The organism is Halotolerantifilum yawarlongkerapense, from assembly GCF_054506745.1.
The window spans coordinates 304,657-324,031 of the sequence record NZ_CP199719.1 but is presented as its reverse complement, the minus strand read 5'-3'; the positions used below and the strand labels follow the sequence as shown (position 1 = coordinate 324,031).

Here is a 19,375-nt window from a genome sequence, read left to right as displayed (position 1 = left end):
GGCTTTTTTACGGACGGATGGAAAGGAGAATCACCATGGCGAACAAGAACCGCGTGGTCATCGGTATGAGCGGGGGCGTGGACTCCACTGTAGCCGCGCACCTATTGAAAGAGCAAGGCTACGAGGTCATCGGCGTGATGATGAAACTCTGGGAAGAGACGGAAGACTTCCCGGAGACGGGTAAAGAATGCTGTACGCTCTCGGCGGCCAACGACGCGCGGCGCGTGGCCGACCGCTTGGGCATCCCCTTTTACGTGTTGAATTTCACCGATGTCTTCAAGAAGACTGTGGTGGCAGATTTCATGGCCGAGTACGCCAAGGGCAGGACGCCCAATCCCTGCATCCTGTGCAACCGCGTGCTCAAGTTCGACGAGCTCCTCGCCAAGGCCCTAGAGCTCGACGCCCACTACGTGGCCACGGGACATTACGCGGCCGTGAAGACAGATCCCGACACAGGACGCTACTACATTGAGCGCCTGCCCTCGGACAAGGACCAGTCCTATGTCCTGTATAATCTAACCCAGGAGCAGCTCTCCCATACCCTGATGCCACTGGCCGATTTCACGGATAAGGAAAAAGTGCGTGAGGTGGCGGCATCCCTCGATGCCGTGATCTCGAGAAAACGCGACAGCCAGGAAATTTGCTTTATCCCGGACAATGACTACCACCGCTTTCTCGACGAACACTCTCCCCATCCCGTGACCAAAGGGCATTTCGTTGACGAAATGGGCCGGGCCCTGGCCGAACACAAGGGCCTGCGCTACTACACCATCGGTCAGCGCAAGGGGCTCGGCGTCAGCTTTGGCAAGCCCATGTACGTGGCCGATATGGATGCCCACAGCGGGAACATCCGCTTGGGCGATAACCCGGAGACCTACGCACCGGGCCTCGTGGCCGGAGATTTCAACTGGATGGCCATCGAGGCGCCAGAAGGGATGCTGCGCTGCAAAGCCAAGATCCGCTACAATCACAGAGAGGCTCCTGCCCAGGTTCATATCACCGGCGAGGGCGTAACGATTCTCTTTGATGAAGACCAGCGGGCCATCACCCCCGGCCAGGCCGTGGTCCTCTACGAGGGCGATAAGATCCTGGGCGGAGGTACGATCGAAAGTGTTTTGCGAAAGAGAGACGGTGTGGTATAATATCCTTTAGATGAAAACGAATATTATGTACGGCCGACCGGGATGAGTAGGAAGCAACCACAGAGAGGGCGTCAGTGTACTGCTGAGAGACGACCGCGGATCCGAAGCTACCCGGCTGATGGCCCTGTCCGAAAGGACAGCGTAGATCATGCGTTAGATGAGAAACCTCTAAAATGAGCGATCGTCCCTTAGCGGGGCGGTAAGTAGGGTGGTACCGCGAGTTCTTCGTCCCTACATCTTGTTTTTGAGGTTTCATTCTTTTTGTGAGAAAAAGGAGGATCCACCGTGGAAAAAATGAGTTTGAATACCATCCGAGAGAAGTTTCTCGAGTTCTTCGAGGAAAAAGAACACCATGTGGTGAACAGCTACCCGCTGGTCCCTCAAAATGACAAGAGCTTGCTCCTCATCAACGCCGGCATGGCACCGCTCAAGTCCTATTTCATGGGCACGGAAGAGCCACCGTCCAAGCGTATGGCCACATGTCAGAAGTGCATCCGTACGGGGGGTATCGACAATGTGGGCAAGACCGACCGCCACGGTACCTTCTTCGAAATGCTCGGCAACTTCTCCTTCGGCGATTATTTTAAAAGAGAATCGCTCGAGTGGGGTTGGGAATTTTGCACCGAGGTCCTGGACCTGCCGGTGGACAAGCTCTGGGCCACGGTTTACTTCGAGGACGACGAAGCCTATGCACTCTGGAAAGACAACATCAAGATTCCCGAGGACAGGATCGTACGCCTGGGCAAGGAAGATAATTTCTGGGAAATCGGCACGGGTCCTTGCGGCCCCTGTTCTGAGATCTATTACGACCGCGGGGAAAAGTACCCTTGCGTCTCCGATACATGCGAACCCGGTGATGATGGTGATCGTTTTATCGAGTTCTGGAACCACGTCTTCACCCAGTTTGACAAGGACGAGGCCGGCGAGTACCATCTGCTGGCCAAGCCCAACATCGACACGGGCATGGGCCTAGAGCGTATCGCTATGATCATGCAAGGTGTGGAGTCCATCTTCGAGGTGGATACCATCAAGGCCGTCCTCGATGAGGTGGTGCGTATCTCCGGCAAACAATACGGGAAAGACAAGCAGCAGGACATTTCGATCCGGATCATCACCGATCACATCCGCTCGGTGACCTTCCTGGTCTCCGATGGCGTGATGCCCAATAACGAGGGTCGCGGTTACGTGCTCCGTCGTCTGCTTCGCCGGGCCGCCCGTCACGGCAAGCTCCTCGGGATCAAGAAATCCTTCTTGACAGACCTCGTGGACATCGTCATCGAGACCTCCGGTGATGCTTATCCTAACCTGAAAGACCGTGCGGACTATATCAAGAAGATCATCGCGCTCGAGGAAGCGCGTTTCGATGAGACCATCGACCAAGGGACGCAGATTCTCGAGGAGTACATCCGTGAGCTCATGGCGCAAAAAGAGCGGATCCTGGATGGCGAGCTGGCCTTCAAACTCTATGACACCTACGGTTTCCCCATCGATCTGGTGAAGGAAATTTTAGAAGAGAAGGGGCTCGATGTGGATGAGGAGAGCTTCTACCTGGCCATGGAGCGCCAGCGTGAGCGGGCCCGCAAGGCCAGGGAAGACGGCGACCACGTGGGCTGGGAAGAGACGGCCATCGTGGAGCGCAAGGATACGCTGAAGACGACCTTCGTCGGTTACGATCAGTTGAAGAAGGAAACCAAGATTCTGGCCATCATAAAAAATGGCGTTTTCGTCAACCGGATCGACAAGGGGGACGTGGCGGAGGTCTTCTTGGAGGAAACGCCCTTCTACGCTGAGGGCGGTGGCCAGGTGGGCGATCGCGGCGTCTTGTCCAAGCCCGATATGTGCATTGATGTGACAGAAACGGTCAAGGGTCCCTACGGGACGACCATCCACCGTGGCCAGGTGCTTACGGGCACCTTCTACGAGGACGAGTTCGTCCAGGCCAAGGTGGATGAGAAGCTGCGCATGGCCACTGCGCGCAACCACAGCGTGACCCACCTTTTACACCGCGCCCTGCGCCTTGTGCTCGGCGACCACGTGGAACAGGCCGGCTCTTACGTAGACGAAAGGCGACTGCGTTTTGACTTCAGCCACTTTGAGGCCTTGGGCCGCGAGGAAATCGAGGAGATCGAGCGTATCGTGAACCGCGAGATCCTGAGGAGCCTGCCGGTGCAAACGGAAGTGCTGACGATGACAGAGGCAGTCGCCGGTGGCGCCATGGCCCTCTTTGGTGAAAAGTACGAGGAAAGGGTCCGCGTTGTCAGTATGGGCGGTTTCTCGAAGGAACTTTGTGGTGGCACCCACCTGGAGCGCACCAGTGAGGCGGGACTGTTCAAAATTCTTTCGGAAACGGGCATCGCCGCCGGCATCCGCCGGATCGAGGCCGTCACCGGTGAGAACGCGATCAACTATCTCAGTGGTCTCGAAGAGCGCGTGGGCTTACTGATCCAAACCCTGAAGACCGATTCCGATCACCTGGTGGACCGCGTGAGCAGTCTCCTCGAGGAATTGAAGACCGTGGAGCGGGAGAACGATAGCCTCAAGCAGAAGCTGGCCAACAGCACGCTGGACGAGTTACTCGCTTCATCGGAGGAAGTCGACGGCATCAAGGTGATCACCGGGATCTTGGACGGTGTGGATGTGAATACCCTGAGAAACCTGGGCGATCAGATCCGCGGTCTCTTCCCCAAGAGTTTCGCCCTTCTGGCCAATGTAGACGGCGACAAGGTCGTGCTCATGGCCATGGCCTCCGACGAAGCGGTGAAGGAAGGCGTGCACGCGGGCAACCTGATCCGCGAGGCCGCCAAGATCACCGGCGGCGGTGGTGGTGGAAAACCCCAGATGGCACAGGCGGGGGGACGGGATGCCTCGAAACTACCCGAGGCCTTTGCGGCGGTAAAATCTAGAATAAAAGATAGATAATATTTCTCATATAGGGTATGATAGAGGTAACGAGGAGGGATATCGATGGAGAATCATACAGTGAAGTATCCTGGTTACAACGAAGAAAACATCTCAGAAAAGGTCAAAGAAACACTGGCCTATGTCTACGGTGCCCTCGAAGAGCGCGGGTATAATCCATACAACCAGTTGATCGGTTACCTGATCACCGGTGATCCCACGTACATCACCACGCACAAGGAAGCCAGAAAGCGCATCCGCGAGGTTGATCGGGATGATATCTTTGAAGAGTTACTCAAGGCCTATCTGAAGTAGGATGATAACGGGAAACAACCTTTCGAAGCTTTGCTTCGGTACGCTGACCCTCAGCCCCCTCCAGCGCGGACTATCTCCCGCTGAAGGGGCTAGGCTCATGCGCTATGCTTATGATCGTGGCATACGATTTTTTGACACCGCGGAGCTTTATGACAACTATGCGGCCCTCCGGCTGTTTTTGGCCGATGTGGACCGCGCGAGTCTCGTCCTAGCGACGAAGAGCTATGCCTACGATCGAGCCGGCGCCGAGCGAAGTGTGGAGCATGCGCTCAATGCACTCGGCACGGACTATCTCGATTTTTTCCTCCTGCACGAGCAGGAGTCCGAACACACCCTGAGGGGCCATCGTGAGGCCCTGGAGACACTCTATGCCATGAAAGGGGAGGGACTCGTTCGCAAGACGGGGCTTTCCACCCACCATGTGGCTGCTGTGCGCGCTGCGCTCGACGAGCCGATGATCGAGGTGATCCACCCCATTGTCAACAGGAGGGGTCTGGGTCTGGCCGACGGGACCATGGAAGAGCTACTGCCGCTGCTTCGTCAGGCGAAGGAGCGGGGGATTTATCTCTATGGGATGAAACCGCTCGGTGGAGGCCATTTGATCGGGGAGTACGCGGAGAGCTTTCGCTACTGCCTGGATCTCGATGTGCTCGATGCTGTGGCTATCGGTATGGGTTCGGTAGAGGAGATCAATGCGAATGTACATTTTGCTAGCCATCAAGATTTGTCCCACCCCGCCTTCGCGACCCTGTCGACGAGGCGGCGTAAGCTCCTCATCCACGACTGGTGCACGGGCTGTGGTGCGTGTGCAAAGGTCTGTGGTCAGGAGGCGCTCGTTATGCATGAAAATCAAATGAAGGTCGACCCATCGCGCTGTGTGCTCTGCGGTTACTGCGCACCGGTCTGCCCTGAATTTTGCATTAAGGTCGTGGACGCATGAAACTCATGGGCCTCGATATAGGTGATGCCACCATTGGCATCGCACTCTCCGATACACTCCAGATCATGGCCCAGGGCCTAGAGACCTACCGGCGTGTATCCAACAAGCAAGACATCGACTACCTGGTGACGCTGATTGCCGAGCACGACGTGCAGATTGTGGTGGCCGGTGAGCCGATCAACATGAACGGATCGAAGGGTCCTCAACATGAGAAGACCATGTCCTTTTTACGTTTGCTGGAGAAAAAGCTCCGTCATACCGATCGCATCGATCACGATGTTGCGATCGAGACCATCGATGAGCGGCTGACGTCCATGCAGGCGAACCGGTTGATGCTGGAGGGGAATCTCCGGCGGGACCGAAGGAAGACCCTGATCGACCGGATAGCCGCCCAAATTATTCTGCAAACCTATCTCGACCGACGTACCCAGAAGGGGTGAACGAACTTTGGAAATGATCGAACTATACAATGAGCATGACGAAAAGGTCGTCTTTAAGGTGCTGGCCACTTTTGATGTGGATGGCGAGGATTATGCGATCGTCACACCGGTAGATGAGGAAGACGACGATAGCGTTGTGATTTTCCGCCTAGAGGAATCCGACGAGGAGTATCTTTTCGAGGGTGTGGACGATGAAATGGAAATCGAACGCGTTCTAGATGCCTACTACGACCTGATCGAAAAAAGAAGCTAGGAGCGGAGATGACTATGCACGAGCGACTCGAAGAACTGAAGAACAAACTACGCGACCGCGGTTATAAATTAACACCACAGCGCATCGCCATTTACGATGTGATCGTCGAGCATGCGGACGAGCACCTCAGTACGGAAGATGTGTATCATATCGTCAAACGTAATTTTTCGGATATCGGACTCGCCACTGTTTATCGCACGCTGATCCTTTACAATGAGCTCGATGTGATCACCAAGCTCGATCTCGAGGACGGTTGCATTCGCTACGAATTAAAAAATGATGATGAAGATCACCATCACCACCACTTGATTTGCACCAAGTGCGGCAAGATCATCGAGGTTGACCTCGATCTATTAGATGAATTAGAAAATGAGATCGAAACGCAGTTTGCGTTTTTGATCACCAATCATAAACTAAAATTCTATGGTATCTGCCAATCCTGTCAACAAACCTTGTGATCTTTACAGGGTTTCTTTTTAAGCACGAAAGGAGACATTATGTCTAAGAAAAAATCGAAGTTAAAATTAGTGCCCATCGGGGGCCTACAAGAGGTCGGAAAGAACATGACGGCCTATGAGTACGACAATGAAATTATCCTGATCGACTGTGGAATGACCTTCCCGGATGACGAGATGCTGGGCATCGACGTGGTCATCCCGGACTACACCTATCTGATCGAGAACAAGAAAAAAATCCGCGGGATCATCCTGACGCACGGACACGAGGACCACCTCGGTGGTATCCCTTACTTCCTGCGCGAGGTGAACGTGCCGATCTACGGTACGCGCCTGACGATCGGCCTGCTCGATCGCAAGCTCACGGAATTCAGAGATATCAAGAATGTGCGCACACAGGTGATCAAGCCTGGGGACCACATGCAGATCGGGAAATTCCAATTTGAGTTTATCCGCGTGAGCCACTCCATTCCGGATGCGGTTTCCGTGGCCATCCACACGCCAGTGGGTACCGTGATCCACACAGGTGACTTCAAGATCGACTACACCCCCATCGACGGTCAGATGATCGAACTGGGTAAATTTGCAGAGCTCGGCAACCGGGGCGTCCTGGCGCTCTTTGCCGATAGTACGAACGTCGAGCGCCCTGGTTTTACCATGAGCGAGTCCACCGTGGGCGAGACCTTCGAGAATATCTTCCGTCACACGGAAGCCCGGATCTTCGTGGCATCCTTTGCCTCGAACGTCCACCGCGTACAGCAGGTGATGAACGCCGCCCTGGCCAACAACCGTAAGGTGGCCTTCTCCGGTCGTTCCATGCTCAACGTGACGGGCGTGGCCACAGAGCTCGGCTACCTCAAATTCCCCCGCGACCTGGTGATCGATGTCAACGATATCGACAAGTACCCCGACAACGAAATCGTCGTGGTGCTAACGGGTTCACAGGGTGAGCCCATGGCCGCCCTCAGCCGCATGACGCGTGCGGAGCACCGTCAGCTGGACCTCAGACCCGGGGATCTCGTGATCCTGTCGGCTTCTGCGATCCCCGGCAACGAGAAACCTGTCAAGCAGAATATCGACCGCCTCATGGCCGCTGGCGCCGAGGTCATCTACGAGTCCCTGGCCGATGTGCACGTATCCGGCCACGCCTGCCAGGAAGAACTTAAGATCATCCACGCCCTCGTGAAGCCTAAGTACTTTATCCCGGGGCACGGTGAATACTCTATGCTCAAGCACCACGCCAAGCTGGCGGAGAACATGGGCATGGATCCCGATAACATCTTTATCCTGAACAACGGTGACGTGCTCGAGTTCGATGAAAATCGTGCGCAGATCGCAGGTTCGGTACCGAGCGGCATCACCATGGTCGACGGTCTCGGCGTGGGCGACGTGGGCAACATCGTGCTCCGCGACCGTAAGCACCTCTCCGAAGATGGTCTCATGATCGTGGTCTTCGCCATGGACAAGAAGGGAAGACTTTCTTCCGGTCCCGATATCATCAGCCGCGGTTTCGTCTACGTACGGGAGTCCGAGGACCTGATGGAGGGTGCTCGCGCCGTGGTGGACAAGGCGATCAAGGACAGCCTGGCCAAGAACAACAAGGAATGGTCTCAGCTCAAGCACGTGACCAAGCGTGCCCTGAGCGATTATCTCTATAAGAAGACGCGCAGGAATCCCATGATCCTGCCCATCGTGATGCAGGTCTGAGGACCCGCATCCAAGGATCGATAAGCAAGAGAGGATGATACGGTGAGAAAGTGGCTCCTGATGCTGGTGCTCCTGTTGACCCTGACAGGGTGTTCGGCCGTGGATGAAGCGGCCGCCCCTGTGGATCCGACCGACGATTCGCTGGTGACCTTCGAGGTGCCCGCGGGCGCTTCGACGACACGTATCGCCGAGGATCTCAAATCGGCTGGTCTGATCAAGAGCATGCAGATCTTCAAGATGAAGGCCAAGGAACTCGAGGCCGATGGCAAGATGCAGGCGGGTACCTACCGTCTGTCCCGCGCCATGGACAACAGAAGAATCCTGGAGACCCTCGTGGAGGGCGACGTCTACGTGGAAACCGTGAAGGTGACCATTCCCGAGGGCCTTGAGCTCGAGGAAATCTTGACCCGCCTCGAGAAGGCGGGCCTTGGTTCGGCCGAGGTTTACCGTGACCTATTGGCCACGGCGACCTTCGAGGGGATCGACTATCTCTATCGTCTCGATAGGGACCACCTGCTCGAGGGCTACCTCTTCCCGGCCACCTACACCTTTGAGGTGGGGACGGACGAGAAAGAGGTTCTCACCCGGATGCTGAAGCGTTTCGGCGAGGTCTTTGCCCCTGAAGATTGGGCGGTGCTCGACGAGCGGGAGATGACCCTGGGCGAACTTATCACCATGGCTTCTGTCGTGGAACGCGAGGCCAAGCGTGACGATGAGCGTGCCACGATCGCCAGCGTTTTCTACAACCGGATCGCGATCGGTATGCCCCTGCAGTCCTGCGCGACCATCCAGTACGCCTTGGGCGAGCGGAAGGAACGGCTCCTCTACGCGGACCTTGAGATCGATTCGATCTACAACACCTATCAGCACGCGGGTCTTCCCCCGGCGCCCATCGCGTCTCCCGGGGAAGCCTCGATCCGTGCGGCCCTCTACCCGGAGGAGACGGACTACCTCTACTTCGTGGTTTCGGGCGAGGACGATGGTTCCCACGTCTTCACGACGAATCTGGCGGATCACAACCGGGCCAAGGCACGGGTGAACGAGTGATGGGGGCACCCTCGATGACGATGGTGGCCCCGGAGATCACGGCTTACCTCGACGGGCTTCTACCCGACGAGGAGCCTTTTCTCGCGTCCCTGAGGGCGCGAGCAGAAGAAGATAGGGTCCCCATCGTGGAACCGGAGGTAGCGGGGCTCCTCCGGTTTCTCCTTGCCCTGCACCGCCCTAGGCGGATCCTGGAGATCGGCACGGCGGTGGCCTATTCCACCCTGGTCATGGCCCACAATATGCCAGAAGGGGAGATCGTGACCATCGAGCGTTACGCCCCCTACCTGGAGCGGGCCAAGGCCAATGTGGCGGCCTACGACGGACCGGTCCAGATCACCCAGCTCGAAGGGGAGGCCCTCGACCACTTGGAGGCCCTGGAGGGCCAGTTCGATATGATCTTTATCGACGCGGCCAAGGGCCACTACCGGAAGTTCTTCGACCGGGCCTATCCCCACCTGGCACCCGGCGGCCTGATCCTGTCGGACAATGTGCTCTACAAAGGGATGATCGCATCGGATGCCTACGTGGTCCGGCGCAAGAAGACCATCGTCAAGCGCATGCGACGCTATTTGGATTATCTCTACGCTCACCCCGAGCTCACCACCACGGTGCTACCCATGGGCGATGGGGTGGCGATTTCCCATAGACAAAGAGAAAGCGGTGACGCAACGTGACAAAACCTGAACTGCTCGCTCCGGCGGGCGATCTCGAAAAACTAAAGGTGGCGCTGCACTACGGTGCGGATGCTGTTTATATCGGCGGTGAGATCTTTGGTCTGCGCGCCAGCGCCAAGAACTTCTCCCTCGACGAGATGGCCGAGGGCGTGGCCTACGCTCACGAGCTAGGGCGCAAGGTCTACCTGGTGCTCAACATCATCCCCCACAACGAGGATATCGAAGCGCTGGAGTCCTATATCGATGAGATCCAGGACATTCCCTTTGATGCCGTGATCCTGTCGGATCCGGGGACCCTGCTGTACGTCAAGGAAAAAGCCCCCCACCTGACCCTCCACCTGTCGACCCAGGCCAACAATACCAACTACAAGTCGGCGGAGTTCTGGCACAAGCAGGGGATCGAGCGCGTGATCTTGGCGCGGGAGATGAGCCTGACCGAGATCTGGGAGATCCGGGACAAGACCCCGGAGAGCCTGGAACTGGAGGCCTTCATCCACGGGGCCATGTGCATCGCTTATAGCGGACGGTGCCTGCTCTCCAACTACATGGCCGGTCGAGACGCCAACAAGGGCGCCTGTGCTCACCCCTGTCGTTGGGAGTACGCACTGGTGGAGAAGCAGCGGCCCGGTGAAGCCTACGAAGTGGTGGAGGACGACAAGGGGACCTACTTCTTCAATTCCAAGGACCTGTGCATGATCAACCACGTGAAGGAGCTCATGGAGAGCGGCCTCGACAGCCTCAAAATTGAGGGTCGCATGAAGAGCCTCTACTACGTGGCGGCCGTGGTGCGGGTCTACCGGGAGGCTCTTGATACCTACTTTGCGGATCCAGATGCCTTCGAGACCAAGCCCAACTGGCTGGCGGAGATTGCCAAGGTCTCACACAGGAAGTTCACCACGGGCTTTTACTTCAAACGCCCTGATGAAGAGGACCAGCACTACGATACCTCGAGCTACATCCGGGACTACGACTTCCTGGGCGTGGTGAAGGCCTACGATGCCGAGCGCGGTGTGGCGACCATCGAACAGCGAAACCGCTTTTTCGTGGGCGACACGGTGGAGGTCATCGGACCGGACTACCGGGGCTTCGAGCAGGTGGTGACGGCACTTTACGACGACAAGGGCACGGCGATCGAGTCGGTGCCCCATCCCCAGATGATCTTTGAGATGGCCATGGACCAGCCCGTGGCCCCCATGGATCTGCTTCGGATGAAAAGGGAGGACTAGCGGATGAGTAGACCCCTATTGATCGGTATTGCTGGTGGGACGGGTTCCGGTAAGAGTACGGTGGCGCGAGCTATCTTCGAGTCCCTACCGGAGACCAACATTTCCATCATCCAGCAGGATGCTTATTACAATGACCAGAGCCATCTGGACTATGGAGACCGCATCAAGACGAATTACGACCATCCCCTGGCCTTCGACACCCAGCTTCTGGTCCAGCATTTGAAAGAGCTCCTCGCGGGCCACCCCGTTGAAGCTCCCATCTACAACTTCTCCGAGCACAACCGCGAGAAGCGGACCAAGCGAATCTACCCCCGGGATATCATCATCCTGGAGGGGATCATGATTCTGGAGGACGAGGACCTGCGCGATCTAATGGATATCAAGATCTTCGTGGAGACGGATGCCGACGTGCGCATTATCCGCAGGATCACGCGCGATATCAACGAACGCGGGCGTACGCTGGAGTCCGTCATCGGCCAGTACCTGGCCACGGTGAAACCGGCGCATGAGCAGTTCGTAGAGCCCACGAAAAAATTCGCCGACCTGATCATACCAGAGGGCGGTTACAACAAGGTGGCCATCGATATCATGGTGGCCAAGGTTCGATCTATAGTCAAAGACTGATCTTCAGTCTTTGGCTTTTTTTTAACCCAGCTTTACTTGTGATTGTGGTATGATGCAAGCAGAGAGCGAGGAGAAATAGAGCAGAAGGGAGATCGTTATGCAGATTAACGGCAGCACACCACTCTACGGACTCATCGGAAGCCCTGTGGCCCATTCGATCAGCCCGCAGTTACATAATGGCTATTTGAAAGCAGCTAACCTTTCCGGCATCTACCTGGCCTTCGAGGTGCAACCTGAGAAATTGTCACAGGCGATCGCGGGATTTCGGGCGATCGGCATAGGTGGTCTCAATGTCACTTCACCTCACAAGGAGCGGGTCATCGCCTACCTCGACGAGATTCGAGGCGACGCGGCCTTGCTCGGGAGTGTGAACACAATCCGCTGGGAAGAGGGTCGTTTGATTGGTTTCAATACAGATACAGTGGGTATCAAAAACCTAATGACCTCTCACGGTTTTACAGTGCGGGGGAAGAAGGTAGCGGTCCTTGGATCTGGTGGTGCGGCGAAAAGCGCTGTGCTGGCGCTCTTACAGCTTGACGCCGCAGAAGTCCGGGTCTTCAGTCGCACGGAAGAGAAGCGCCGGCACATGCTGGAACGTTTTGCTGATCAGGCGGTCACAGGATGGGATCTGACGTCCTTTGGTGACTACGCCCCTGAGGTGGATCTGCTCCTGAACGCCACTCCGGTGGGAATGGGCAAAATGGAAGACCAGATACCCGTTTCAATCGATGACTTGAAGGCAGGGGCCATGGTGGTGGATCTGATCTACCATCCGGAGCGTACCCTGCTTTTAAAAGAAGCGGCCGCAAGTGGTCATCCTGTGGCGAACGGACTCCACATGCTGGTGGGTCAGGCGGCGGCCGGTATGGGCATCTGGACGGACACCTCAGTCCCCCTGGAGTCTTATCTTGCGTTTATTTAAATTATTTTGAACGCATTCCATTATATTGACATAATATCTTTACACTAACTGGTAATCGGCTTATAATGATAAGTATTAAGAAACCTTAATTTCATTCTTACCAAATTTGGCAAAACCGTCGAAAGGCGGCGACGCAAAGCTCGAAGTCTACGGTCGAAATGCTCGACTACGATGGTTCTGCTGCGGATTTTTTTCTGCGGCTTTTTTCGTTATCTTAATGTAAACGGTAATCAATGGGGTGGGCGTCATGGCGAAGAAAAAACTACGATTGGGCGATCTCCTGGTGGATCACGGGCTGATCACAGAAGAGGAACTGAAAGCTTCTCTTGCTGCGCAGAAAATCTCAGGTCTCAAGCTCGGTGAACAGCTGATCGAGGACAATGCCATCACGGAGGAAAAGATCCTGGAGGTGCTGGAGTTTCAGCTGGGGATTCCCCACATTAATCTCAACAGGTTTATTTTAGATGCCAAGGCGCCGAAGCTCATTTCGGAATCACTGGCTTCAAAGCACACGGTAATCCCCGTGGCTATCAAGCGCGGGAAGCTGATGGTGGCCATGGCCGATCCTCTGGACATGATCGCCATCGACGACCTCAGGATCACCACGGGCATGGAGGTAGAGGTGGCCATCAGTGCCAAGGGTGATATCATCCGCGCGATCAATCGCTATTACGATGCCAGCGACGCGGCGGAGAAGGCGGTAGAGGACTTCAAGGCCCAGCACCAGATCTTCCAGGACGAGGAGGAACTGGAGGATGACGATGTGACGAACGCGCCCATGGTGCGGCTTGTGAACACGGTCATCAGCCAGGCGGTGAAGGTGAAAGCCTCGGATATACATATCGAACCATTCGAGAAGCACGTGCGCATCCGCTACCGGGTGGACGGGGAACTACGCGAGGTCATGAGTCCCGCCAAGGCGACACACTCGGCGCTGGTGACGCGGATCAAGATCATGGGTAAGATGGATATCTCGGAGCGCCGCATCCCGCAGGATGGGCGGATCGAGACGATCATTGACAATAATTTTATCGACATGCGAATCAGCGTGCTTCCCACGGTTTACGGGGAGAAGGTGGTGATCCGCCTGCTCGACAGAAGCGGGATCGTGGTGGACAAGCGGGAGTTGGGATTTACCGAGTACAACCTCGAGCGCTTCGATAAGATCATCAAGTCCCCCGAGGGACTGATCCTGGTGACGGGGCCCACGGGGAGTGGGAAGACGACGACCCTCTACGCAGTGCTGAAGGAACTCAATCAAATAGAGAAGAACATCATCACGGTGGAAGATCCGGTGGAGTACCGGCTCGACGGGGTGAACCAGGTGCAGGTGAACACCAAGGCGGGGCTTACCTTCGCCAGTGGCCTCCGGTCGATCCTCCGCCAGGACCCCGACATCGTCATGGTGGGGGAAATCCGGGACACGGAGACGGCGGAGATCGCCATACGGGCGGCCATCACCGGTCACGTGGTGCTGAGCACGGTCCACACCAATGATACGGCTAGCACGGTATCGAGATTGGTGGACATGGGGATCGAGAACTACATGGTCTCCTCGGCAGTGGTGGGCGTGGTCGCCCAGCGTCTCGTCAAGATGGTCTGTCCCAAGTGCGGTGAGAAGCATGCCACCACGGAAGAGGAGATGAAGATCCTCAAGATCGATAAACCGGTGACCGTACGGAGGGGCAAGGGTTGTAATGCCTGCAACCAAACGGGTTATCTCGGGCGGACGGCGATCCACGAGATCATGCACATCGATCGGGAGATCCGGTCGCTGGTCAACCGGAACGCCGGTGTGGATGAGCTACAGGATCATGCCATCAAGCGGGGGATGAAGACGCTACAGGAATCGGCCAGGGATTTGGTGATGAAAGGTGTCACGACGGTGGAGGAAATGGTCAAAGTAACGTACCAGATGGAAGGGTAGGTGCCAGCAATGACGATCCAGGAGATTCTACAACAGGCCATCAACGCGGGGGCTTCGGATGTGCACATCACGGTGGCCTCACCACCGGTGATGCGGGTGGACGGACAGTTGGTCCGAATGAACGAAGAGAAGTTGATTCCAATCCAGACGAAGGATCTGGTCCTCTCGATCATGACGAGGGAGCAGATTGAAGAGTTCGAAAGAAAGGGAGAGCTTGACTTTTCTTTTGCAATCCAGAATATCGGTCGCTTCCGGGTGAATGTCTACAAGCAGCGGGCAAGCTATTCTATGGTGCTTCGCATCGTGGGGCTCGAGGTCCCCAAGATGGAGGACCTTCACCTGCCGCCGGTGATCAAGGACCTGTGCATGAAAAGGCGGGGGCTGATCTTGGTGACAGGGCCAACGGGCAGTGGTAAGTCCACGACACTGGCAGCCATGATCAATTACATGAACGAACACCGGAACGAGCATGTGATCACCATCGAGGATCCCATCGAGTTCCTGCACAAGCACAACCGGTCCATCGTGAACCAGCGGGAGATCGGGACGGATACCGATAGTTTTGCCGAGGCTCTACGAGCGGCACTTCGTCAAGATCCCGATGTGATCCTGGTGGGTGAGATGAGGGACCTGGAGACGATTTCGACGGCGATCACGGCGGCGGAGACAGGTCACCTGGTGCTCAGTACCCTGCACACCCTGGGGGCGGCTAAGACGATCGACCGGATTATCGATGTCTTCCCACCGGCCCAGCAACAGCAGATTCGCGTCCAGCTGGGCAGTGTGATCGAGGCGGTGGTGAGCCAGCAGATTATCCCGAAGGCGGATGGGAGCGGTCGTGTGGCGGCCTTTGAAGTTATGATCGGCTCAACGGCCATCAAGAATTTGATCCGAGACAACAAGAGCCATCAGATGGACACGGCGATCCAAACGGGGTCCAAGTACGGGATGCAGTCGATGGATGCTTCGCTCATCGATCTCTACCGATCACGGACCATCGATCGGGATACGCTCCACAAGTTTGCGATCGACCGCGATATGATCCTGCGTCAGGTCGGCTACCAGTGATAAGGGGGTGATGATTTGCCGTTTAAGTTCAAGTACAAGGCAGTGGACCTAGGAGGCGAGGTGGTAGAAGGCCACCAGGTGGCCGAGACGAAGGATGAGGTGCTCAGTCTCCTCCGTTCTCGGGGACATACACCGGTCAGGGTCCAAAGTGTAGAACAAGAGGGTATGGATGTGGCGGAAATGACGCTGTTCCTTCCTAAGGTCAAGTCCAAGGACCTGGCGGTATTCACCAAGCAGCTGTACACGATGCTCAATGCCGGTATGCCGCTCCTCACGTCTCTTGAAGTGTTGGAGGAGCAGTCGGAGAACAAGACGCTGAGTGAATCCCTTGATGAGATGGCCAATGATGTCCGGACGGGTGAGGTGCTATCCATTGCCATGGAAAAGCACAAGAAAGTGTTCCCGCCGCTGCTCATCAGTATGGTGGCCTCCGGTGAGATGACGGGTAACCTGGATGGTGTGCTGGACAAGATGTCGGCCCACTATGACAAGGAGACCAAGATCAATGCCAAGATCAAGGGTGCGCTGGTCTATCCGGCGGTCCTCAGCATCTTTGCGATTACCGTGGTGATCTTCCTTTTAACCTTCGTGATGCCGACCTTTATCGGTATGTTCGAGGGGTCAGGGGTACCGCTTCCGGCGCCTACGCGGGTGCTGATCGCAATCAGCGATTCGATCCAGCGTTTTTGGTGCCTCTATATTTTGGCGATCGGAGGGATCGTCTATGCTGTACGGAACTACATAAAGACGCCGGAGGGTAAGCTCCGGGTGGATTCAATCCTTCTGAAACTCCCCATTATCGGGTCTTCCTTGAAGAAAATCGCGACCTCGCGGTTCACGAGAACATTGTCGACGCTGATCGGTAGCGGGATCCCGATCGTGGAGGCCATTGAAGCCTCGGGCACGGTGACCGGCAACATGGTGGTCATCAAGCGCTTGGAGCGGGTGACGGAGGATATTAAGAAGGGGACGAGCCTGAGCAAACTGCTCAAGCGCATGGACATTTTCCCACCCATGATGATTTCCATGGTGGGGATCGGGGAAGAGTCCGGTGCACTTGAGGAGATGCTGGGCAAGACCGCAGATTTTTACGACGACGAGCTGGAGGCATCCCTCCAGCGCATGGTCACACTACTCGAGCCCCTCATGATCATCGTCATGGGACTCATCGTTGGTTTTATCGTTATCTCCATGATGCTGCCGCTCTTTGATATGCTGCAGACCATCTAACAGATAACGTTAAGATATACAAAATTACACCTATAACTTGAAAGGGAGGAAAAGAGATGAACATGTACAAAGTATTCGGGAGAAAGAACAAGAAGAGGAAAGGCTTCACACTGATCGAGCTGATTGTGGTGATTGCTATTTTGGGGATTTTGGCAGCGATTGCTGTGCCAAGGTTGGGTGAGTTCGGTGATTCAGCTGAGTCTCGCGCTGCAGAATCCAACCATAGAGTTCTAGTGTCTGCTGCTCAAATGTATTTTTCTGAAGCGGGCACTTGGCCTACCGCCGTCAATAATCTTACGGGATATTTGGATGGTGGGGTACCAACAACTCCAGCTACAGCTACATATAGTATAGCTGGTGGAGTATTAACTACATCATTTGATGGAGACACTTGGGAGTATGATTTTGAAAACTAGCATCTGATCTCAGAGACTGGCACTTTTGGTGAAGCAACTTTTCGGCTGATTTGCTGAGAAGATGTTATTCAAGTACTTGGCACGATTTGACGGAAAAGTTTCTTCCATTAAGGGGCCTGACCCCGATAAGGAAGAAATGAAAGAACATTGGATGGCTCGTGCCATCCAACGAGGGGATGAAGGAATCGTCCTTTCGTTGTATGGCATGAACACATTATAGGAGCGATGATACGTGGGGGAAGTGATCAGTCAGTTCGAGAACCGGATACACGTCGTCGCATTAGGGGTTATTGTTTTACTGGTTCCACTTTTTAATGCCGGATTTGACCATAGTATTGTTTTCTGGGTGTTGATAATCGGGGGACTTCTCTCTTTGATTGGGATTTCTCAAGAGTCTCGGCGATGGTCGTTTGATCGGACAACAGCAATAGCTTCGATATTTGTTGGATATGGACTTATCAGTATCTTTTGGTCGATTCAGCCCACGAGAACACTTATTGAAGGACTTCAATTATCTCTCTATGTATTGGTTTTTCTTCTCGCTAGAGGTCTGACCTATGATGAGACTTACTCTCTTGGCAAGCTAGTGATCTTTACCGGATGTGCCATCGCAATCTTCGGAATCCTAGAGTATGTATTCGTTCAACCGATGCGGATCATGGGTACCTTTACGAATCCCAATCCTTTTGGAATCTATTTGGGGATGCTTTTCTTAGTATCCTGGGGAAGGTATTCTACAGACGGTAAGCGGAGTTTATGGATCGCGTCATTGATCTTGATGAGCGCACTTTTCTTAACCGGTTCACGCGGTTCCCTTATTGCTAGTTCAATTGGATTGCTCATGTTGGTTTTTAACCGGGATTCCAAAGAAACTTTCAAGCGACTTAGAAACACAGTAATCATAATTATTTCTGCGCTTATCCTGACCCAAGGAATCATGTGGACAGGAGCTATTTTACAAGAAATGGGTTTTGTTAGATTTGATATCACGCAGTCTTTGCTCCGCACTTCATCCTTTGAGTCTTCTTCATCGGGTCGTTTGGAGTTCTGGAGAGTCGCTTACGATGTATTCAAAGGTAAACTCATTGTTGGACACGGACTAGGGACTTATTTCTTAACCTACTTCACAGAGTACGGTTCCAATGAATGGTACTCGCGATTTGCACATAATCAGTATCTGCAGTTTGCAGCAGAATTAGGACTCGTAGGACTTACATTAGCCTTCGCTTTTTTCGTATCGGTAGTCAAGAAGATTTCTAACAGCAGAGTGGTCAGTGATAGTAAGCACTTGATCGCACCGATCATAGCATTTCTATTGCACATTGGAATGGATTTTTCCTTTACTTTTCCAGCTGTTACTATCTTATTCTTTGCAGTGCTAGGTAGACTTTTGCCAATAGAGGTGAGTAAAGAGTCCTCGCTTCTCAAGAAATTAGGATTAAGCTTTTTTCTGATGTTGGGTATTTCACTCTCGGCGTGGCATCTTGCTGCTACACATTATTATCAAGACGCGATGCAATTAACAGCTCACGAACAATACGGAAGATCCATAGCGTTGTTCGATCGAGTGAATCGATTTTACCCAATTAACGGTATGGGGTACATGCTGAATAGTGATAACTATAGAGCTTTATATGAAACTGACAAAAAACCCGAAACTTTGAGCCTAGCTATTCAAGAGATGAGAAAAGCTGTAGACATCGTACAGTTAGATGGTCGTATGCACCAACAATTGGGTAATCTATATAGACAACAAGGGAAGCTTGATTTAGCAGAAAAACACCTTCGATTAGGTGTTGAATATAATACCTTTATCTTTAGCAGATACTTTGATTTGATTACGTTGTATTTGGAGACTAATCGAAGAGAAGAAGCTTTGGCATTCGTCGATCAAGCCTTGTCACTAGAAGAACCTGCATTGAAGAGAGCTTCACAAACAGACCTCGAAACACGTGTTTTTGAACTGATCGTGTTGCATGATTTGAGGATGAAATTATCCACTGGCTTCTCGAGTGATGAGGAAATCTCATACCACAAGGAAAGAATAACTTATCTTTCGCAGACATACATGAAGTAGATTTCATTGGTACC

18 protein-coding genes and 1 riboswitch are annotated in these 19,375 nt (G+C 54.3%); all 18 genes read left to right on the top strand.

What is annotated here, in order from left to right:
* Positions 1-35: 35 nt before the first annotated feature.
* The 18 genes from mnmA to ACULM0_RS01540 all read left to right on the top strand — a co-directional run bounded on the left by mnmA (position 36) and on the right by ACULM0_RS01540 (position 19,361).
* Complete coding sequence (gene mnmA, locus ACULM0_RS01625; protein ID WP_463678714.1) at positions 36-1,142, top strand: tRNA 2-thiouridine(34) synthase MnmA; 1,107 nt, start codon at positions 36-38, stop codon at positions 1,140-1,142.
* A gap of 285 nt (positions 1,143-1,427) precedes the next feature.
* Positions 1,428-4,061, top strand: a complete 2,634-nt coding sequence (gene alaS / locus ACULM0_RS01620) for an alanine--tRNA ligase (protein ID WP_463678713.1) — start codon at positions 1,428-1,430, stop codon at positions 4,059-4,061.
* Positions 4,062-4,106: 45 nt separating this feature from the next.
* Complete coding sequence (locus tag ACULM0_RS01615) at positions 4,107-4,355, top strand: IreB family regulatory phosphoprotein (protein WP_463678712.1); 249 nt, start codon at positions 4,107-4,109, stop codon at positions 4,353-4,355.
* A gap of 1 nt (position 4,356) precedes the next feature.
* Positions 4,357-5,295 carry an aldo/keto reductase gene (locus ACULM0_RS01610; protein ID WP_463678711.1) on the top strand — a complete coding sequence of 313 codons (939 nt, stop codon included), beginning with the start codon at positions 4,357-4,359 and terminating at the stop codon, positions 5,293-5,295.
* Complete coding sequence (gene ruvX / locus ACULM0_RS01605; protein WP_463678710.1) at positions 5,292-5,735, top strand: Holliday junction resolvase RuvX; 444 nt, start codon at positions 5,292-5,294, stop codon at positions 5,733-5,735. Before ACULM0_RS01610 ends, ruvX begins: the two co-directional genes overlap by 4 nt.
* 13 nt (positions 5,736-5,748) lie before the next feature.
* Positions 5,749-5,988, top strand: a complete 240-nt coding sequence (locus tag ACULM0_RS01600) for a DUF1292 domain-containing protein (protein WP_463679841.1) — start codon at positions 5,749-5,751, stop codon at positions 5,986-5,988.
* Positions 5,989-6,002: 14 nt separating this feature from the next.
* Positions 6,003-6,446 carry a Fur family transcriptional regulator gene (locus ACULM0_RS01595; RefSeq protein WP_463678709.1) on the top strand — a complete coding sequence of 148 codons (444 nt, stop codon included), beginning with the start codon at positions 6,003-6,005 and terminating at the stop codon, positions 6,444-6,446.
* Positions 6,447-6,485: 39 nt separating this feature from the next.
* Positions 6,486-8,150: a ribonuclease J gene (locus tag ACULM0_RS01590; RefSeq protein WP_463678708.1), complete on the top strand. Its 1,665-nt coding sequence runs from the start codon at positions 6,486-6,488 to the stop codon at positions 8,148-8,150.
* A 42-nt stretch (positions 8,151-8,192) separates the two neighbouring features.
* Positions 8,193-9,197, top strand: coding sequence for an endolytic transglycosylase MltG (mltG, locus tag ACULM0_RS01585; RefSeq protein ID WP_463678707.1), 1,005 nt, complete (start codon positions 8,193-8,195; stop codon positions 9,195-9,197).
* A 14-nt stretch (positions 9,198-9,211) separates the two neighbouring features.
* Complete coding sequence (locus tag ACULM0_RS01580; RefSeq protein ID WP_463678706.1) at positions 9,212-9,871, top strand: O-methyltransferase; 660 nt, start codon at positions 9,212-9,214, stop codon at positions 9,869-9,871.
* Entirely contained in the window at positions 9,868-11,097 is a 1,230-nt protein-coding gene (locus tag ACULM0_RS01575; RefSeq protein WP_463678705.1) for a peptidase U32 family protein, read from the top strand. The genes ACULM0_RS01580 and ACULM0_RS01575 overlap by 4 nt, the downstream gene beginning before the upstream one ends.
* 3 nt (positions 11,098-11,100) lie before the next feature.
* The gene (gene udk, locus ACULM0_RS01570; RefSeq protein WP_463678704.1) at positions 11,101-11,721 is read left to right on the top strand and encodes a uridine kinase; all 621 of its coding nucleotides are present in this window, start codon (positions 11,101-11,103) and stop codon (positions 11,719-11,721) included.
* Between the two features lie 97 nt (positions 11,722-11,818).
* Positions 11,819-12,643, top strand: a complete 825-nt coding sequence (aroE, locus tag ACULM0_RS01565) for a shikimate dehydrogenase (RefSeq protein ID WP_463678703.1) — start codon at positions 11,819-11,821, stop codon at positions 12,641-12,643.
* A 98-nt stretch (positions 12,644-12,741) separates the two neighbouring features.
* Positions 12,742-12,831, top strand: a riboswitch (cyclic di-GMP riboswitch).
* Between the two features lie 59 nt (positions 12,832-12,890).
* Positions 12,891-14,570, top strand: coding sequence for a GspE/PulE family protein (locus tag ACULM0_RS01560; protein WP_463678702.1), 1,680 nt, complete (start codon positions 12,891-12,893; stop codon positions 14,568-14,570).
* Positions 14,571-14,579: 9 nt separating this feature from the next.
* Positions 14,580-15,638 carry a type IV pilus twitching motility protein PilT gene (locus tag ACULM0_RS01555; protein ID WP_463679840.1) on the top strand — a complete coding sequence of 353 codons (1,059 nt, stop codon included), beginning with the start codon at positions 14,580-14,582 and terminating at the stop codon, positions 15,636-15,638.
* 15 nt (positions 15,639-15,653) lie between these two features.
* On the top strand, positions 15,654-16,868 hold the full coding sequence (locus tag ACULM0_RS01550; RefSeq protein ID WP_463678701.1) for a type II secretion system F family protein: 1,215 nt from the start codon (positions 15,654-15,656) through the stop codon (positions 16,866-16,868).
* A 56-nt stretch (positions 16,869-16,924) separates the two neighbouring features.
* On the top strand, positions 16,925-17,284 hold the full coding sequence (locus ACULM0_RS01545; protein WP_463678700.1) for a competence type IV pilus major pilin ComGC: 360 nt from the start codon (positions 16,925-16,927) through the stop codon (positions 17,282-17,284).
* A 232-nt stretch (positions 17,285-17,516) separates the two neighbouring features.
* Positions 17,517-19,361: an O-antigen ligase family protein gene (locus ACULM0_RS01540; protein ID WP_463678699.1), complete on the top strand. Its 1,845-nt coding sequence runs from the start codon at positions 17,517-17,519 to the stop codon at positions 19,359-19,361.
* Positions 19,362-19,375 lie beyond the last annotated feature (14 nt).